The 16,481-nt window shown below is 44.6% G+C and carries 19 protein-coding genes; 9 read left to right on the top strand and 10 right to left on the bottom strand.

The window, feature by feature from the left end:
* The first annotated feature begins 2 nt into the window (after positions 1-2).
* Positions 3-473, top strand: a complete 471-nt coding sequence (locus AZI86_RS06270; protein WP_061834215.1) for a 23S rRNA (pseudouridine(1915)-N(3))-methyltransferase RlmH — start codon at positions 3-5, stop codon at positions 471-473.
* Here AZI86_RS06270 and AZI86_RS06265 read toward each other — a convergent pair.
* Positions 470-1,270 (bottom strand): protein-glutamine glutaminase family protein, encoded by an 801-nt coding sequence (locus AZI86_RS06265; RefSeq protein WP_061834214.1) that lies wholly within the window; start codon positions 1,268-1,270, stop codon positions 470-472. The two genes, AZI86_RS06270 and AZI86_RS06265, sit on opposite strands and share 4 nt — an antisense overlap.
* Positions 1,271-1,469: 199 nt before the next feature.
* Here AZI86_RS06265 and AZI86_RS06260 point away from each other — a divergent pair, with 199 nt between their 5' ends.
* Genes AZI86_RS06260 through rimO form a run of 3 tightly spaced genes read left to right on the top strand, consistent with a single transcriptional unit; the run spans position 1,470 to position 4,037 of the window.
* Positions 1,470-1,997: a phosphoribosyltransferase gene (locus AZI86_RS06260; RefSeq protein WP_157684644.1), complete on the top strand. Its 528-nt coding sequence runs from the start codon at positions 1,470-1,472 to the stop codon at positions 1,995-1,997.
* Positions 1,998-2,004: 7 nt separating this feature from the next.
* Complete coding sequence (locus AZI86_RS06255) at positions 2,005-2,667, top strand: LolA family protein (protein WP_061834212.1); 663 nt, start codon at positions 2,005-2,007, stop codon at positions 2,665-2,667.
* Complete coding sequence (gene rimO / locus AZI86_RS06250) at positions 2,664-4,037, top strand: 30S ribosomal protein S12 methylthiotransferase RimO (RefSeq protein ID WP_061834211.1); 1,374 nt, start codon at positions 2,664-2,666, stop codon at positions 4,035-4,037. Before AZI86_RS06255 ends, rimO begins: the two co-directional genes overlap by 4 nt.
* A 6-nt stretch (positions 4,038-4,043) precedes the next feature.
* Here rimO and AZI86_RS06245 read toward each other — a convergent pair whose 3' ends face one another.
* Positions 4,044-5,216 (bottom strand): tetratricopeptide repeat protein, encoded by a 1,173-nt coding sequence (locus AZI86_RS06245; RefSeq protein WP_061834210.1) that lies wholly within the window; start codon positions 5,214-5,216, stop codon positions 4,044-4,046.
* Between the two features lie 31 nt (positions 5,217-5,247).
* Between AZI86_RS06245 and AZI86_RS06240 the strand changes: the two genes are divergently transcribed.
* The 3 genes from AZI86_RS06240 (at position 5,248) to AZI86_RS06230 (ending at position 8,192) form a co-directional block, all read left to right on the top strand.
* Entirely contained in the window at positions 5,248-6,087 is an 840-nt protein-coding gene (locus AZI86_RS06240; protein ID WP_253715788.1) for a hypothetical protein, read from the top strand.
* Positions 6,088-6,222: 135 nt separating this feature from the next.
* Positions 6,223-6,576, top strand: coding sequence for a DUF2203 domain-containing protein (locus AZI86_RS06235; RefSeq protein WP_253715869.1), 354 nt, complete (start codon positions 6,223-6,225; stop codon positions 6,574-6,576).
* A complete protein-coding gene (locus AZI86_RS06230) occupies positions 6,573-8,192 on the top strand; it encodes an NAD+ synthase (RefSeq protein WP_061834207.1) in 1,620 nt (539 codons plus the stop codon). The genes AZI86_RS06235 and AZI86_RS06230 overlap by 4 nt, the downstream gene beginning before the upstream one ends.
* Before the next feature lie 50 nt (positions 8,193-8,242).
* On the opposite strand, the gene AZI86_RS06225 is transcribed toward AZI86_RS06230, so the two are convergent.
* Positions 8,243-8,863: a 3'-5' exonuclease gene (locus tag AZI86_RS06225; protein ID WP_061834206.1), complete on the bottom strand. Its 621-nt coding sequence runs from the start codon at positions 8,861-8,863 to the stop codon at positions 8,243-8,245.
* Positions 8,864-8,924: 61 nt separating this feature from the next.
* Here AZI86_RS06225 and AZI86_RS06220 point away from each other — a divergent pair, with 61 nt between their 5' ends.
* On the top strand, positions 8,925-9,230 hold the full coding sequence (locus tag AZI86_RS06220; RefSeq protein ID WP_253715786.1) for a 2Fe-2S iron-sulfur cluster-binding protein: 306 nt from the start codon (positions 8,925-8,927) through the stop codon (positions 9,228-9,230).
* On the top strand, positions 9,227-9,964 hold the full coding sequence (locus tag AZI86_RS06215) for a hypothetical protein (RefSeq protein ID WP_061834205.1): 738 nt from the start codon (positions 9,227-9,229) through the stop codon (positions 9,962-9,964). Before AZI86_RS06220 ends, AZI86_RS06215 begins: the two co-directional genes overlap by 4 nt.
* Here the strand turns inward: AZI86_RS06215 and AZI86_RS06210 are convergent.
* The 7 genes from AZI86_RS06210 to AZI86_RS06180 are packed head-to-tail and all read right to left on the bottom strand — an operon-like array spanning position 9,961 to position 16,378.
* Entirely contained in the window at positions 9,961-11,181 is a 1,221-nt protein-coding gene (locus AZI86_RS06210) for a hypothetical protein (RefSeq protein WP_061834204.1), read from the bottom strand. The two genes, AZI86_RS06215 and AZI86_RS06210, sit on opposite strands and share 4 nt — an antisense overlap.
* Positions 11,178-12,497: a glycosyltransferase family 39 protein gene (locus AZI86_RS06205; protein ID WP_061834203.1), complete on the bottom strand. Its 1,320-nt coding sequence runs from the start codon at positions 12,495-12,497 to the stop codon at positions 11,178-11,180. Before AZI86_RS06205 ends, AZI86_RS06210 begins: the two co-directional genes overlap by 4 nt.
* Positions 12,498-12,499: 2 nt before the next feature.
* On the bottom strand, positions 12,500-13,657 hold the full coding sequence (locus AZI86_RS06200; protein ID WP_061834202.1) for a helix-turn-helix domain-containing protein: 1,158 nt from the start codon (positions 13,655-13,657) through the stop codon (positions 12,500-12,502).
* Positions 13,657-14,412, bottom strand: coding sequence for a tetratricopeptide repeat protein (locus tag AZI86_RS06195; RefSeq protein WP_061834201.1), 756 nt, complete (start codon positions 14,410-14,412; stop codon positions 13,657-13,659). The genes AZI86_RS06200 and AZI86_RS06195 overlap by 1 nt, the downstream gene beginning before the upstream one ends.
* Before the next feature lie 23 nt (positions 14,413-14,435).
* Complete coding sequence (locus AZI86_RS06190) at positions 14,436-15,620, bottom strand: class I SAM-dependent RNA methyltransferase (protein WP_061834200.1); 1,185 nt, start codon at positions 15,618-15,620, stop codon at positions 14,436-14,438.
* Between the two features lie 19 nt (positions 15,621-15,639).
* Positions 15,640-16,065: a nucleoside-diphosphate kinase gene (gene ndk / locus AZI86_RS06185; RefSeq protein ID WP_061834199.1), complete on the bottom strand. Its 426-nt coding sequence runs from the start codon at positions 16,063-16,065 to the stop codon at positions 15,640-15,642.
* A 13-nt stretch (positions 16,066-16,078) separates the two neighbouring features.
* Positions 16,079-16,378, bottom strand: coding sequence for a hypothetical protein (locus AZI86_RS06180; protein WP_061834198.1), 300 nt, complete (start codon positions 16,376-16,378; stop codon positions 16,079-16,081).
* Between the last annotated feature and the right edge of the window lie 103 nt (positions 16,379-16,481).

The following is a 16,481-nucleotide window of genomic DNA, read 5'->3' as shown; positions in this document are numbered from 1 at the left end:
TTATGAAATTTGTTTTGTACAATCTCGCCACGGCTAAAGAGGCTTGGGCCGATGAAGTCAGCGATTTGTACAAAAAAAAGATTTCGTTTTTTATTCCGCTAGATATCCAGGCCCTTAAAGCAAAAAAGTCGGCACGTGAAGATGCCGACTTTAAACGCAACGAAGAATCCGATCTTATCTTAAAAAATCTAAATAGTGACGATTATGTTGTCCTGTTTGATGAACGTGGATCGGTTCTTGATTCCATTCAATTTTCTAAAAAAATCGAAAATATCTTGGGCAGCTCGAAAAAAAGAGCGGTATTTATCATCGGCGGCGCTTTTGGTGTGAATGAAGATGTGCGCCGTCGTGCAGATCTTAAGATCAGTCTTTCACCGATGGTGATGAACCACCTGATGGCGCAAGCGATGAGCCTAGAGCAGATCTATCGCGCTTTTACGATTATCAAAAAAATTCCGTATCACAATATTTAGTGAAGCCAAGGCGGGAACTCGCCAAGCTCTTTTGTTGGGTCCCGATGCAAAAGTTCGACTCGTTCCCACTCGGGACCTAAGAAGTCGGTTTGTTCAGAAATAACATCCGAAATATTTGTTTGAACGGGGCGTTCGCAGTTTGAGTTAGGATCAAACGCGTTTGGAGCGCAAACGGCATATTTCACAGAAGTTTGGGCGCCCCCGACAGCTAAATGCCACTCGTCCAAAGTTAACGGATGCTCGGGTTCGATGGAAGGATCAAAAACATAAACCTTGGTGTCTACGCGGTAAGTTGCGGCGACATGATACCACCACTGAACACGTCCATTAAAAGTATTCTTCGTCGAAGCATTTAAGTTCCCAAAGACGAAGATTTTGTTAGGCGCGATTTGTTTGTGTTCGACCAATTTGATTTTAGCCATTTCCGCACGGGCATAACATCCATCGTCTGGATAAAGCCATGTCAGGCGGCGCGGAAATTTAGGATCTGGTGAATTAAAAAAACGCGTGTCGCGAATATATTTAAATTCATTTTCCAAAACTTCATAAGAAGAAAGTTGTGGGATGGTTGTGGTGTCTAATTTTTCAAGACTGACCTTAACATCCATCGGAGTGCGGCGCAGGTAAGTGTCAGGCTGAGTGAAAGATTCGATATTCTTTAACTGATAAAGCATCAAGCTGCGAGCTTGGGCTTGTTCATAGGTTTCGCCGGTCTCACGAACCGCAGAAAGACCTTGAGCAAATGCAGAGATGGACAATGTAAAACCGGTCAAAACTAAAATAGATAATAAACGCATGCCTAAGTTCTAGGTCGGTCTAAAAATGCTGTCAAAGTTTTTGCAGTGAAGCATTGTCATGAAACCAATTCTTAACCTAATTCGAAGATACATGGGATGTTGTCTGAACTGCGGATCTTTCCGACCGAGTTTAGGATGTCTGTGTCATTCATGCGAGGGAGCCCTGAAGTTTTGGGCGGAAGACTTAGAAACACAACCCTTGCGTGGTTTGCAAATTCGCTCATTATACCGCTGGGTTCCGGGGCGGAGTGATATCCTTTCGCGCCTGATTTTATGGCTAAAAGGCTCTCGACAAAAAGAAGCTTGGCATTACTATGCTAAAGAAATGTCTCGAAATTACTGCGAGACCTTGCCGAGGAATTTCAAAATCTATGTGGTTCCCGCGCCATCCAAAAAAGGGCAAACGGATCACGCGATGCTTTGGGCCCAAGGCTTGAGTCAGGCTCTGGGGGCGGAACTCCTGCCGTGCCTGCGAAAGACGGGACAGTATGCCCAGCGCGGGGCAGACCGCGGCACTCGGGCGCTTATTGAGATGGAACTTATTGAAAATAATACAGATACTGTGGATTTTGAGTCGCAAATACTGTGGATTTTCGCCGACGATATCGTAACCACAGGGGCTACCGCGAGGTCTGCTCATATCGCCTTGGGCCGACCAGCAAACTTCCAGATTTGGGCTTTAGCTCAGAGGAGCCTCTCTTGCGGGGCGTCCAAGGATCTGTTATAAGGATTGAATGCTTAAGTCGCTTAAAGTCCTTCTCTTTTTCGTGTTTTCACTTTCTACCGCTTTTGCCGCTTCGAACTCTATCGCGAGTTCAACAACGGCTTTGCAAAAAATCACAAAAAAATACCGCAGCACGAAGCTTGTGGAAATGAATGTGGAAAAAACGGTGAAGTCTGAATTATTAGGTAAAGAAACAAAACACGAAGGCAAAATCTTTTTAGGTGCAGGAAAATTTCGTTGGGAAAATACCAAGCCTGAAAAAACATTGTTGGTGTATGACGGTAAAACAATCTGGAGTGAGCAAAGTCCTCCTCCTGAGTTTGGTGGACCCGTACAGGTGGCTCGTGGCAAAGTAGACAAGAAAACAAAATCACACATCTTGCTTTCGACACTTATCGGAACAGATATCAAAAAGAACTTCAAAGTTTTGGGTGATAAAAAAGATGGCGATATTTTGACGGTCGATGTTCAACCGTTGCAAGACGATCTGAACATCAAAGCCATGAGCCTTAGATTAAATACTAAAGACAATACATTGAACCAAGTTTCATACAAAGACGACATTGGAAACATGACAACGTTGACCTTCACCAATGTAAACTTCCTGAAGTCTGAGAAGAAGAACTTGTTTAAATACCAACCTCCAAAAGACGCGCAGGTTACCGATCTATGAAGCAGGAAACAGTTGAAAGTAAGAAGGTTCACTTTATCTCTTTGGGCTGCCCAAAGAATTTAGTTGATAGTGAGATTATGGCCGGAACTTTGATGAAGGACGGTTATAAGGTTGTGGGCGAGGCGGATGAGGCTGACACCGTTATCGTAAATACTTGTGGCTTCATCGAAGATTCAAAAAAAGAGTCTATCCAACGTATTTTGGACATGAGTGAGTTAAAACAAGAAGGCAAAATTAAAAAAGTGGTCGTCGCGGGTTGCCTGACTCAACGGTATAAAGACGACCTTGTCGAAGGTTTGCCAGAGGCCGATCTTTTTGTCGGTTCTGGTGAATTCCAAAATATTGCTAAAATCTTAAAAAACTCTGATGAAGGCGAAAAGAAGAAAACATTCTTCAACTTGCCCACGTATTTGCAAGAAGAGGCGACCCCGCGCGTGAACTCTCAACCGGGTCACCGTGCGTATTTAAAAATTTCTGAAGGCTGCATGAAGCGTTGTGCTTTCTGTGCGATCCCGTTGATCCGTGGTAACCTTCAATCTCGCTCTATCGATGCGATCGTAGCCGAGGCGAAGCTTTTGGTTGCGGGTGGCGTTAAAGAATTGATCATCATCAGCCATGACTTCACTGATTATGGTTGGGATATCCGTCGTAAAGATCCAACTCGCAAAGAAAGCCCGGTCGAATTGCTTAAAGCCTTAGACCAAGTTGAAGGCTTGCAGTGGATCCGCTTGATGTACTTGTATCCAGATGGAATCACGCAAGAGATGGTTCAAGTTATCGCGAAAAGCAAAAAAATCGTGAAATACTTCGATATGCCATTGCAACACATCAACGATGCGGTTCTTAAATCAATGAATCGTAAAATGACTCGTGATGAAGTTGAAACGGCACTGATGAACATCCGTGAATACATTCCTGAAGCGGTTATTCGTACTCAATTCATCGTGGGCTTCCCAGGTGAAACTGAAGAGCAATTTGAAGAGTTATTACAGTTCGTAGCAGACCAAAATTTTGATCGCGTAGGTTGCTTTAAGTACTCCCCAGAAGAAAATACTCCTGGCGGCCGTATGGAAAATCAAATCGACGAAGACGTAAAACAATATCGTCACGACGCTTTGATGGAAGTTCAGCAAAATATTTCTCGCGAAAAGCACCGCGATTTTGTTGGTAAAACTATCGACGTGATCGTCGAAGGCTTCAGTGAAGAAACAGACTTGCTATTGCAAGGCCGCTTCTGGGGCCAAGCTCCGGATATCGACGGCGTGGTTTTGATCAATGACGGTACGGCTGAGGTGGGTGACATGGTTAAAGTTCATGTAACCGACAGCATGGAATACGATCTTATTGGTGAAATCGTCGAAGTTAACTAGTTCGACCTAAAAAGTACAAGTTTCGGAGGCTTCTTCGAACTTGGACGCCCACTCTCCATTTTTTTGATTTCTTAAAACTGTGGTGGCTCTTCTAAAGGCCACCGCATTTTTTTTGTCGTAACGACAGGCATTTCGGTAGGCGATTAATGAGATCTCGTATTTTCGAATCTCAAAAGATGTGTTGGCCAAGCCTAGCCAAGAGCGTGCTGACTTGGGATCTGCGTCCGTGCCCTTTTTGTAGTTGTTTAAAGCCTCTACGAAGTTCTTTTTTTCTTCTAAGGTCTTTGCATAGTTATAAAGAGCCAGTTCGGATTGAGGAAAGCTCTGAGCGGCCTTCTGCAGGGTTTTATTGCCCTCCGCCTCGTCTCCATAGGCCTTTTGCGAAAGACCTAAATAAACGTAAGGCTCTGGCGTATTAGGGTCTTTAGAGATTGCGGCATTGCACATCTGGATGGCGGCATCAAAAGTTCCATCGGAAGTGTTAATTTCGCACAGGCGGCGTAAATATTGGGGCCTTGGACCGATGGCCTCCATCATGTCTTGAAACAGAATGCGCAGCTCATACAAATTAGGTGGATCCCGTTTTTCGTAAAGATTCACTAATCCATTATACGCGGGTTCGTATTGTTTATTCAGCTCTAAGGCGCGCTTGTAACTTTCTAAGGCCTCTTTATTTTTAAGTGCCATCGCATAGGCATCACCAATCATGGTGTGGGCTTCAAAGTCACGCTCGTTTTTTCCAATCAAAATGTTCAATGCGCGAATCATTTCGTTGGGCTCTTTTCTTTTTTGATGAGCTTTTGCTAATAGAATCAATCCGCGGCGATCAATTTTGTCGACGTATTTCCATAAAAGAACGGTGACCTTTTGGTCTTGGGCGGTTTTATAAAACTCTTCGGACAGGTCCACGATAAGCCCATAATTTTTGGGATTGGCGCGGATCTGTTTTTTTAATTCTTCGATGCGTTCTTCAGGTTTTAAGGCGGGCTTAACTGGAGCGGGTTTGCTTGCCACGGGTGATTTCTTTCCGTGGGCCGGTGTTTTGTCGTCGGCGAAATCATCAAACTCATCGCGGCCCTGAACTGAAGTCGAGGCGCATCCGATACCGATGTACCATAATGAGACGAAAGCCAAGAACAAGTTCATGACCGGGCGATTGAAATTCAGTCCATGCTTCATATGTTGTAGTATGACTTAAATGCCCTCTGCAGTGAAGAAATCTCCTCTCTTATCTAGACCTGGGAATGTACGTGGTCAGGCCGTGATCGAATACACGCTGATCATGCTAGTAACCGTGGCGATTTTGATGGCGTTATCACAGGTATTATTTAAGCCTTTTGGTGAATTCATCTCAAACTATATGGGAAAATATACAGCCTGCCTTTTAGAATACGGGGAATTGCCGACACTTGGTACCACTGCGGGATCACAGGTTGAAGACGATTCGGAATGTAATAAGCGTTTTGAAGGCGGCACTATCACAGCGGGTCGTCCTCCACGAAGTGATGGTCAAGGCTCTAGTTCGAGTGGTTCAAGAACGAAAACGAATAACAACCGCGGATCTACCGCGTCTGAAAAAAGTTCTTATGCGGGAAGTTCTTCCCGTGGGGGCAGTAGCAATATCAACATCAATCGTAGACCTAGTTCCGGCGTTGAAAGCAGCTCCAGAAAAAGCGGTAAGGTTGTCGAAATCGCATTAGAGAACGGCGGCGCCGGGGGATTCTTTGGCAATAAAAATGGTAATAGCTACGCCATTTCGCAAAGAAAAACCTCCTCCATCGCAATTACGGGCCTGACAGAGGCCGAAAAAAAAGAGCTAGAGAAAAAAGCCGAAGGTACTGCAGGGATGACGGTCGCTTCGGAATCTGTGCGTAGAGAAAAAAAGAAAATCGGAATCAAACCGCCACCCAAACCGATCATTCAGGAAGAAGACAAGCCATTCACAATTGGAAATTTTATACGTTATTTATTTATTGCCGCACTGGTGATCGCACTCGTGATTTTCATTGGCGGTCAAGCTCTGCAAATGTCGAAAAGTGGAGAAAAATAACCGCATCGCGTTTAGAATTTCTTCATAGAAATTCTTAAGTTTTCTGACATCTCTTAATATCCTTGAATCACGTCGCGCTTTAGTAGATACACGCCTCCTCAGCGATTGCGGACGGGGGATTCTCAGTTGGAAAATGTGGTTGAAATCAATCGCAAAAGGACATTCAGTTTGACAGAGGCGCGTGACTTATTGCCTCTGATTTACCGTATGACGGAAGATTCAAGCCGCGAAGTGCGCGCGTTGCTGAACCGCATCGATGCCTTTTCAGACAAAACACATCCTACGGTGGTGGGGATTGAGGCAGAGATCAACTCTGTTATTGATCGCTGGCAAATCAAGATTGAGAAGTTGGGAGCCGATCCAAAGGGCCTTTGGATGGCAGATTTTGACAATGGTGAAGGCTACTATTGCTGGAAGTTCCCAGAAAATGAAATTAATCATTGGCATGGCTACCAAGACGGGTTTTCTGGGCGTATAGTGATTGAATGAGAATCGCAATCGCCCAAATCAATCCGACACTCGCCGATTTCAAAGGCAATAAAGAAAAAATTTTAGACTTCGTACACCAAGCACACCAAAGAAAATGCGACCTGGTTGTTTTTCCGGAATGCTCGCTTTTTGGTTATCATCCGTTTGATCTTTTAGAGCGCGCCTCTTTGGTTTCTAAACAGGAAGCGGAGTTCAAATCCTTAGTAAAAAGTTTACCAAAAGATATCGGTGTCATCGTTGGATTGATCACGAAAAACCCTAGTAAAAAAGGTCGGCCGTATTTCAACAGCGCGGCCCTTGTTTCAAAAGGTCAGAAGCCAAGATTTTTTCACAAACAATTATTACCTACGGGCGATGTGTTTGATGAGGCGCGATTTATTGAGCCCGGTGATTTTTCTAAAAACTATTTCCAATGGAAAGGGAAAAAGTTTTTTCTGACTATTTGTGAAGATATCTGGGCATGGGAGGATAAGAAGCTAGTGTCCGCTTATAAAACAAATCCTCTAGCCAAAGTTCCAAAAAAGAAAATCGATATGGTGATCAACCTTAGCGCATCACCTTATTTTCTGGGAAAAATGAAACAGCGTGAATATGTGACGACTCGCACCTCGGCCTATTTCAACGCGCCTATCATGTACGTGAATATGGTTGGTGCTCAAGATGAAATCATTTTTGATGGCGGCAGTTTTGTTTTAGATAAAAAAGGCAAAAAGCTTTTAAGCTGCCAGCAGTTTGTTGAAGACATCAACGTTATCGACATTAAAACCAAAGAAGTCTGGAATAAAAATGCGCCATTAAGTTCGCTCGAAGAACTTCGTCGCGGGCTTGTTTTGGGAATTCGTGATTTCTGTGAGAAAGTGGGCATCAAAAAAGTCCATTTAGGATCTAGCGGTGGTATTGACTCGGCATTGGTGGCGGCCTTAGCGGTAGATGCGCTGGGGCCTTCGAACGTGACAACATTTGCTTTGCCGGGTCCTTACAGTTCTGGTGACAGCCTGAAGCTTGCCCAAAAGTTGGCGAAGAATCTAAGTGTCGAACTGAAAACCGTCGATATCAATCCGGCTTACGAAAGCATGCTAGGTGCTTTAAAGTCCGGCATGGGACATGAAGGTTTCAGCTTAGTGAATGAAAATCTGCAGGCCCGCCTGCGCGGAATGACCTTGATGGCATATTCTAATAAAGAAAACAGCATGCTTCTGACCACCGGTAATAAAGACGAATATGCCACGGGCTACTCTACGCTATACGGAGATATGTGCGGCGGCTTGGCACCCATTGGGGATTTAACCAAAGGTCAAGTGTACGAGCTTTCGCGATACTATAATCAACAAGGTGAAATCATCCCCAAAGAAATTATTGATCGGGCCCCAACGGCAGAATTAAGAGCCAATCAAAAAGATCAGGATTCTTTGCCGCCTTATGAAGAGCTTGATAAATCAGTTAGTTATTTGGTTGAAAAATCAGGCGCTGCAAAAACGAAAACGGATAAATGGTTATTGCCAATCTTAATGAAGACCGAATTCAAACGTTGGCAAGCGCCACCGATTTTGAAAGTTTCGCCGCACTCGTTCGGCCGTGGACGTCGTTATCCGATTGCTCATAAGGCCGCTGAATAGCGGACGGGCGCAAGACTGAAAAAAACCCTGGTTTTGCCGGGGTTGAAGTCTTAAAGAAGATTTCCGAAAAGATCCATCTGCTTTGGCTGACGGACAATTTGTGGGAAACGTTGTTCTGGTTTTCCCGTTAAGGCAATTAAGTTTCCGATTTGTGGAGGTTGTCCGCCGATCGAAATTCTTTTCATCATTTGGAAGAATAAGTGACCGCAATAAGAAGCATCTTCTTCCGCTCTGTGGAAATCCGTTGTTGGGATTTTCAAGTGTTGAACTAAAGTTCCAAGTTTATAGTTTGGCAGACCCGGGAATACTTTGCGCGCAATTGGCAATGTATCTAGGATCACACCTTTAGCTGCCGGCACTTCGTATTTTTTAATATCAGCAGTAAGGAACTGAGCATCGAAAGGCGCGTTGTGGGCTACTAAGGCATCATCACCGCAGAATTCTGCAAATGCGGGCAAGATGTCTTCGATAAAAGGCTTTCCCTTGACCATGTCATCTTTGATTCCGTTGACGGCCGAAGCCCCTGGAGGAATGGGTCGACGTGGATCAATTAAAGTAGCAAAAACGGCTTCGGGTTGTCCGTCGATGAAGCGAACGGCTCCGATTTCTACGATTTGGTCAACGCCAGGAACTGTACCAGTGGTTTCTAAGTCAAATGCTATGAATCTCATAAAAATATTGATACAAAATGGTGAGGTTAGATTCAACACTAATCGGGGGAGTTTTTTTCAAGTGAAACCTAAGGCCGGGATATACATCAAGTTTTTGCCCGAGGACTTAAATGTCCCAGTGAGTCATAAGGACTCTTCGGTCCTAGATGTCGCTATACGAGCGGGTGTCGCGATCGATCACACCTGTGGAGGCAACGCCACTTGCGGAACTTGTGTCGTGCATATTGAAGCTGGACTTGAAAGTCTTCCTCCCCGCGAAGGACAAGAGCTTGAATTGGCCGAAGACCGTGGCTTTAACGATGATGAACGCTTAGCATGTCAAATTCATCCGATTTCCGGATTAGTGGTCAGAAGGGGAAAACTTTGAAGATTTTTGCAGCATTGTTGGTTCTATGTGTAGGTGTGTCTGCAGGCGCAGCAGAAGAAGTTGCCGGTAAAAACGAAAAAGATATCGGAGAGAAGATAACCGAAGGAGCACAAAAAGCTTCCAACGCAATGATTGATGCTTATCGCTCTTCGAGTGAAGCGGCTTATGATTCAAGAAAAAATAACGGTGCAACGGTGTTGTTATCGTATTCGGCTTTGGAATTAGTTTTACCTTCAAAGATGGGTGCAACGGTTGCTTGGCATAAGGATGCTGATACTTTGTATGAGCTTGATTATTCTTATTCTAGTGTTAGCGCGAGTGCTCATCACTTTGATCTTGCCAGTATGAAAGAAACGAGAATTTCTTTGCTAAAAAGAAACTTCGGCGGCGGCGCCTTTCACTGGTTCTGGGGTGTGAACTATAATGCTTTCCGTGCGACGATCAATGAGTCGTTCATGAACACGGCGATTAATGGAGCTTCGGATGTATTCAACGTGCAAACGTTGGGATTAACTCTTGGTGTGGGACATCGCTGGGTGTTTTATGATCGTTTTTCTTTTGGCATTGACTGGTTCAGCTGGGCGCAGCCGTTGGTAATCTTAAAAAAAGAAGCCCCGTTTGTGGATAACTCTACAAACCAAGAAAACAAAGACGATATTGATACGGCCCTTAAGATCGTGGGCTATTTTCCTCGATGGGCCGCTTTTAAAATATACTTGGGTTACAGCTTTTAAGGCTTCACGTAAAATGGATTCGTGTAAATCCAGGTGATCCATTTTTTAGCGTCAGGCAGCGGCAATAAAGGGCTTACGCGCACTTGAACACGGTAAGTTCCCGGTCCTGGCAGCGGAAAACTTGTTTCCGGTTCGTTAATACGGGCGACAGGTTCGCCGTCTTTGTAAATTACGATCTCAAAAAATGACGTGGGTTTTGTGGGCAGTGAAACTTTTAGGTTCATGCCTTTTTTGGGATTGAACTTAACTTCGTTCCCCATCAGATGAATTTTGCCCGCATCTTCTTCCATCACCGCCACAAAACCCTTGGGGTCGCCCAACATATCTAAGGAAACATAAAAGTTTCCATTCTTCATGGCGGTAAAAACTTTTTGGCGATCGCTGGTAAAGTTTCCGGTCAATTCAGATTTTAGCAATATATGATTGCTCATGAACTCGAACGAACGCTTATAGCTTGGAAAACGAATAAAATAGTTCGCCAGAGGAATTACTCGTGCTGAAGCTTCCGTGCCCCCATAGGCGACGATGCGGCGGTCTTTGCTAAGGCGGTCAAAAAGGGCCAACTCTTCAGCGGGTTCGGTGTATAAACGTAAAAAAGACAGGCGGGGGTTGAACGGATAAATTAAAAGGCTCCAGATCGTTGAAAGTTTGGACTCGCCCCAAGCGCGATTGATCAAACTTTTCATATTCAAAATTTCAAAACCATCGAGGCCTGAAGGAATATCACCGACCCACGAAAATCCGGCCTTATAAGGATGGGCCAGGATTGTGAGGGTGTCTTTGCTGGCCCCCGTTTTCTGTGACAACAGATCAGCAAGCTTTACCTGAGCTTCTCCTAGGTTGCTGCCAATGCTCTCTTGATTCAAAGAATAGTAAAGTAAGCGCGAATCTAAATAGCTGTATTTACCGGCGGAAAAAACCAAAAGATTCCCGTGATATGATTCCACCGAATAAGGCATATTGAAGATATTTAAATCAGTGAAGAATAGAAAATCTAAATTGGCAAGTTTAGCTGAAGTAATAACGAAGCTTGCCGGGGCTGAGCCGCTGCTAATATCCGTGTGCACATTCATCACCCCTTTGTAATCGTTTAGTAACGAGGAATGATCACGCGCGATTTGCGTAGGAATGACCGACACTTCGTATTGATTGATATAAAACCCATACATGAAGTAAGCGATTAATAAAAATGACAGAAGCGCAAAAAAACGAGTCATGGTTTTGTGAACTCCACAATCACATACTTATAATCCAGCTTCTTAACTTCGCGTGCTTGCCAGCCTTGTTCGGTCACCCAGTAAGGAGCCCCAGTCCATTCTTTTTTTAGTAAATAGAATTTAGAACCTGTGGGTATTGATTCCGGCAACGTATCAAAGAAATCAAAACGGCTGGTATCTTTCAATTTAAAAACCGGAATCTTGCTGAAATACCAAAGTGAAGATGAGATCTGATAACTGGCCCCATAAAGTGGTTGATATTCTTGGACCAAGGGCACAAATGATTGAAACTCGTAAGGCTCGCTGACCTTTTCATTGATATTACGAAACTGCGGGACCCATATACTTAATACGACAACTGAGATGGCTGTGCCCCAAAAAATCATATAGGATTTTGACCATTTCAATGTCTTTGGATGAAACAAAGCTAAGGTCAGTAAGCTTGGATAAGCAATCACCGGCCAATTAGCTTCAACCAATGCGCGAAAGGAGGTCAGTAAAAAGAAAAGCAGTGGTCCCCAAGTGAAATAAATGGACCAGCGAAAGTCATTCGTGGGTTTGGCTTTGATGATAGCCCAGAAAATCAAAGGGAACATGATCAGAATCTGTGCAAAGATATATGAAGTCGTCCAATCCAACTCATAAGCCTCGGATTCAAGCCCGTGTCGCAATTGAAATTCAAACGAAGCAAAGTCATTTTGATAATTCCACAATAATACAGGTGCACAGAAAATCAGACCTAAAATGCCGGTGTAAATAACGCCCTTCCAGTTCACATTGGACCAGCGTTTTTCGAAAGAAAGATAAGCCAGCAAACAAGGGATAAAAATAACGATGTGGTATTTGGCGCAGAATCCCAATCCTAAGGCGATACCTAAAAAGGCGTAATATTTTGTCTCACGAGTTTCCAAAGCTTTTACCGTAAGGATTAAAGACAAAGTCCAAAATACAACCACCGGAAGATCTGGAGTGACGATCAGCGATCCAAAACCTAAAAGCGGCGAGAAGAGAGCTAGATAAAGCCACAGTCGGATTTTCTCCCAAGGCAGACGATCTTTAAGAAAGTAATACCACATTAGGATCACCATATGACCCATGATCACGGCCGGCCAGCGCACGGCGTGCATGAAGGGTTCTAAGAAATGTCCAAGATATAAAATCCAAGCCACCATGGGCGGATGATCAAAGTAGCTTAATTGTAAACGGTGCGACCAAACCCAATAATAAGCTTCGTCTGCCCCTAGCGGCATAAGGGCCGCTAAGACAAGTTTAACCGCAAGACTGATATAAAAGATGCGCCAGAAAGAGTTTTTCACTCTTAGTAACTCAGCTTAATAGGCTTTCCGAGATCGCCCGGGATACCGATGTCTTTTCCGTTAAGGATAAGATTCACAGCACCTCCGTTAGAGAAATTGATTTTTAAACCACTGCGGCTTTTGAAAGTATGCACTTGCTCCGCCGAAAGTTTGATTTTCTGAGGCTTACCACTTGGCGAAGCGTATTCAATTTCCACTGTGTCTAAAGCTTCGACGATAAGCTCAACGGGCTTGGCTTCTTTTGGGGTTGGTGTTGTCGTAGGTGAAGGACTTGCCGTTGCTGAAGCCGCGGGGCTTGGAGACACGCTTGGGCTAACACTTGCTGTCGGTGACGGAGAGCTTGTCGGTGTCGCTGATGGAGTGGTCGTTGGCGTGGCACTTGGGCTTGGTGAAGGTTTAGGTGTTGAAGCCACTATCGTTGCAGACGGCGATGGTGATGGACTTGCCTGAGTCACCGGCGCCGGTGAAGCTTTTGTTGAAATTGGGGTCAGCGGGGCGGTTGCTTCTTCAGGTTTTGATTCCTCAGTAGCGCTCACCACGGCTTCTGTTGGTGGCTGAGTTTCATCAACAGGAGTTGCGCCCTCCATGGTCTGAGAAATTTCGTTAGTCGGAACTTCGGCTTCTTTGGAGTATTTGTCGATCATCTTTTTAGTAAAGATGATTAAGCCCACCAAAAAAACGACCAGGATGGTGATCAGAATTGTTCTGGTTGATTTAGGTTGGCCCAAAGATTTCAAATTTTCACGATCACTTGATGAAGATTTTTTTCGAAAGGGTGTGACGACCGATTCTGCATTAGCTTCATCGTGTGGTGTGGAACGCACTTGAGGTTTTAACGGAGTTTCCATCGGAGTTTCGGCCGCGATGTCTTCTTTTGATGGCGGTCGTTCGTTGTCGCTTGTGCGGATATAAGGTTTTGGTCGTGTCGACCCCATTTCTTGATAGAAAATCTCTAAAACTTGATTGGGATCTAAGTGCAAATAGTTCGAATAGCTTTGGACGAACCCGCGCAAAAAAGTTTTTGCGGGCAATTGAGATTCATCGCCTTCCTCGATAGCTTTAAGAACTTTGCTGCTGATTTTTAATGAAAGACCGATTTCGTGAAGTGAGAGCCCTTTTTCTTCTCGGGCTTTTTTTAGAATTTCTCCGGTACGTTTCATTAGTGTCCCTTTCTAATCAGGCTCAGCATTCCCTTGGCCTTTTCACGATAGGTGCCGGAAGGATAGAACTTAATCAGTCCTTCAAAGCGTGCGATGGATTTTGATTTTTCGCCAAGACGGTAATACGCAAGGGCGCTGTAGTAGTGAGGTTCGTCATACTGACTTTTTTGGCAGAAGCCGATGGCTTTGTCTAAGGCCTCGGCAGCTTGAGAATAGTCGCCCACTTCAAAAAAAGTGCGACCGTAGTAAGTCGCCGCCGCGCAGTCATCTGGAACTTGCTTAAGAGCTTTAGAAAAAGCCACGCGTGCTGAAGTGTATTGTTTTTGATTAAACTTCACAAGCCCCAGATTCATGTAAGCTCTTTCTGGATTTGGATAAGTCAGATCATTTAAAACTTGCTGGACTTCTTTTTCGGCTAAATCAAATTTTGAAACTTCGATATAAACGCGGCTTAGATTATTACGCGCATCCGAATATTTCGGGTCCAAAGAGATTGCTTTAGCCAAGTGTTTTTCGGCTAAGTCATAACGTTCACGCATAAAATAAACCATGCCGAGATTGTTTTGAATGACAGGATTTGTTGGATCAAGCTCTTCGGCTTGCAAGATATTGCGAAGCGCTTGCGGATAGTCGCCGCTCTCCATTTGGGTAGAACCCATCCGCAGATAGAGTTCTGCTTTTTCTTTGTTTTTAGTCGCTGTGCTTGCACAGCCAATCAACGAAAGACACCCTAGGGCGATGATCCATTTCAACATGTTAAAAAGGTATCATTAGAGGCTTAAGAGTCAACCCTCAGCTCGGCGATAGTCTCAACGTGGTCGGTCTGCGGGAACATCTCAAAAGCTTGCACTCGGTCTAAATGGGCGCGCAGTCCCAACTTCTGTGTCCAGTCAAAAAACCATTGTAAATCTCGGGCCAAAGAGACCGGATGACAGCTGATGTAAATGATCTTACGAGGGCGTGCTGCGGCAAGCGCGCGCATAATGTATTCACTGGCTCCTGCTCGAGGAGGATCTAGCACCACCAAGTCGTTGGTACCGATAACGGCCCGACGCATATAAGATTCCACGTCTGAAAGAAAATATGTGAGTTTTTTGTCTCGTATTTGCGTGCGCGCTTTATCCACCAATTTGGGGTTGAGCTCAACACCGTAAATATGTGCAGATTTATACTTTTTTGCTAAGGGAAAGGTGAAGTTTCCGGACCCCGCATAAAGATCGAAGACTTTTGAGTATTCATGATCCCCCGCCCAAGAAAGTGCGGTCTGCAAAAGATCTTCATTCTGAAAGCGATTTACTTGAGAAAAACCGACGCCATCGTCTTCGTCAGTGATGAGTCCATAACGAATACTTTCATCATCCGCGATGTACATCTCGAGTTTCTTAAGATCATTAGCGCCTTTGCTTACGGCCCATTGGCGGACTTCAGGAAACTTTGTCGTCAAAGCATCTTCGGTGATTAGGCAATCTTGGATATCCAAAATTTCATGTGAATGTCGTTCAAAGAAACCAAAACGATTTCCCTTGGCCTTCGGTTGAATACGATTACGGTAGCGCAAAACTCGAGGACTTGGTTTTAAAGGAAGGTATTCAAATTCAACTTGCGGATTGAATTTTTTCAATGTTTCAAAAACCAACTGATGTTTCTGTCGACGTTGCTCGTCTTCGGTCAGATGTTGCCAATTGCAACCCCCGCAGCCTTGTAGGAAATAAGAACACGGAGGGGTGCGACGTGAAGGTCCAGGTTTTAACACCTCGACGATGCGAGCCTCAGCGAAATTCTTTTTAGCCAGCGTGATTTCGGCCAGGACTTCATCGTCGGGCGCAGCCAGCGGAACAAAGATCACCATGCCATCGTGACGGGCAATGCCGGAGCCACCTACAGCGAGCTTTTCTATTTTCAACTGAATCTTAGAACCAAGAAGGGGAGCTTGCGCTCCCCCCTTGAGATTATCTTTGGACATTGAATAATTCTGTGAACGATTAAACGTTGCAGATTTCGTGCTTTTCGAAGAACAAAGCTAATTCGCGAGCTGCAGACGCTGTGCTGTCTGAACCGTGAACTGCGTTTTCGCCTACGTTATCGCCGAATTTTGCGCGAACTGTACCAACAGCCGCTTTTTTAGGATCAGTAGCGCCCATGATTTCACGGTTCTTCGCAACTGCGTTTTCACCTTGAAGGCACATGATAGTTACCGGACCAGAAGTCATGAAAGAAACTAGCTCGCCGAAGAAAGGACGCTCTTTGTGTTCAGCGTAGAATTCTTCTGCTTTAGATTTAGAAAGAATAGTTACTTTTGCCGCTGCGATTTTCAAACCGTTTGCTTCAAACATGCTGATGATATCGCCGATAGCGTTTTTCTTCATTGCGTTTGGCTTAATGATTGAGAATGTTTGCTCGATAGCCATGGAATCTCCTTAGTTATTTACACTCTGTTTCTGAAACTTTAAAGAACTTGGGAGTTTTAACGAATTGAGTGACACATGTCCACTGTTGAGCAGCGTTCCTTGGTCCACGTAGTTCGATCAACTCTGTTTTTATTGCGAGATCTCGCTCGACAGCAGCTTTCGTAAAGTCTTGAGAAGTGACTTCATACGCACCGGGCTCGTAAAGGCCTAGCGTTTGTTGAATGCTTTCATCTGTCATGATTAGGATTTCATCAATTTTACTGGCATGCGCCGTGGCGCCCAATAATAGGACAAAGATCAATAATTTCTTCATGTTAGATTCTCCCGAGGGACCCTTGATATGTCTGCCCCCTAAGAGAGTCAAACTAAAATGCCGTAAGGAGGGGCTTAAGCTGAAAGACCAGGTCGGTTTTTGG

Origin of the sequence: Bdellovibrio bacteriovorus (assembly GCF_001592735.1) — a bacterium.
Lineage (GTDB): Bacteria > Bdellovibrionota > Bdellovibrionia > Bdellovibrionales > Bdellovibrionaceae > Bdellovibrio > Bdellovibrio bacteriovorus_D.
The sequence above is the reverse complement of the archived record's forward strand: the minus strand, read 5'-3'. Positions and strand labels throughout refer to the sequence as shown.

What these genes read in the sequence shown, in the direction of transcription:
- AZI86_RS06190 (WP_061834200.1), bottom strand. Translation starts at nt 15,620, where the DNA reads ATGTCCAAAGATAATCTCAAGGGGGGAGCGCAAGCTCCCCTTCTTGGT.
- AZI86_RS06200 (WP_061834202.1), bottom strand. Translation starts at nt 13,657, where the DNA reads ATGAAACGTACCGGAGAAATTCTAAAAAAAGCCCGAGAAGAAAAAGGG.
- ndk (WP_061834199.1), bottom strand. Translation starts at nt 16,065, where the DNA reads ATGGCTATCGAGCAAACATTCTCAATCATTAAGCCAAACGCAATGAAG.
- AZI86_RS06195 (WP_061834201.1), bottom strand. Translation starts at nt 14,412, where the DNA reads ATGTTGAAATGGATCATCGCCCTAGGGTGTCTTTCGTTGATTGGCTGT.
- AZI86_RS06265 (WP_061834214.1), bottom strand. Translation starts at nt 1,270, where the DNA reads ATGCGTTTATTATCTATTTTAGTTTTGACCGGTTTTACATTGTCCATC.
- AZI86_RS06245 (WP_061834210.1), bottom strand. Translation starts at nt 5,216, where the DNA reads ATGAAGCATGGACTGAATTTCAATCGCCCGGTCATGAACTTGTTCTTG.
- AZI86_RS06180 (WP_061834198.1), bottom strand. Translation starts at nt 16,378, where the DNA reads ATGAAGAAATTATTGATCTTTGTCCTATTATTGGGCGCCACGGCGCAT.
- rimO (WP_061834211.1), top strand. Translation starts at nt 2,664, where the DNA reads ATGAAGCAGGAAACAGTTGAAAGTAAGAAGGTTCACTTTATCTCTTTG.
- AZI86_RS06270 (WP_061834215.1), top strand. Translation starts at nt 3, where the DNA reads ATGAAATTTGTTTTGTACAATCTCGCCACGGCTAAAGAGGCTTGGGCC.
- AZI86_RS06225 (WP_061834206.1), bottom strand. Translation starts at nt 8,863, where the DNA reads ATGAGATTCATAGCATTTGACTTAGAAACCACTGGTACAGTTCCTGGC.
- AZI86_RS06210 (WP_061834204.1), bottom strand. Translation starts at nt 11,181, where the DNA reads ATGACTCGTTTTTTTGCGCTTCTGTCATTTTTATTAATCGCTTACTTC.
- AZI86_RS06230 (WP_061834207.1), top strand. Translation starts at nt 6,573, where the DNA reads ATGAGAATCGCAATCGCCCAAATCAATCCGACACTCGCCGATTTCAAA.
- AZI86_RS06255 (WP_061834212.1), top strand. Translation starts at nt 2,005, where the DNA reads ATGCTTAAGTCGCTTAAAGTCCTTCTCTTTTTCGTGTTTTCACTTTCT.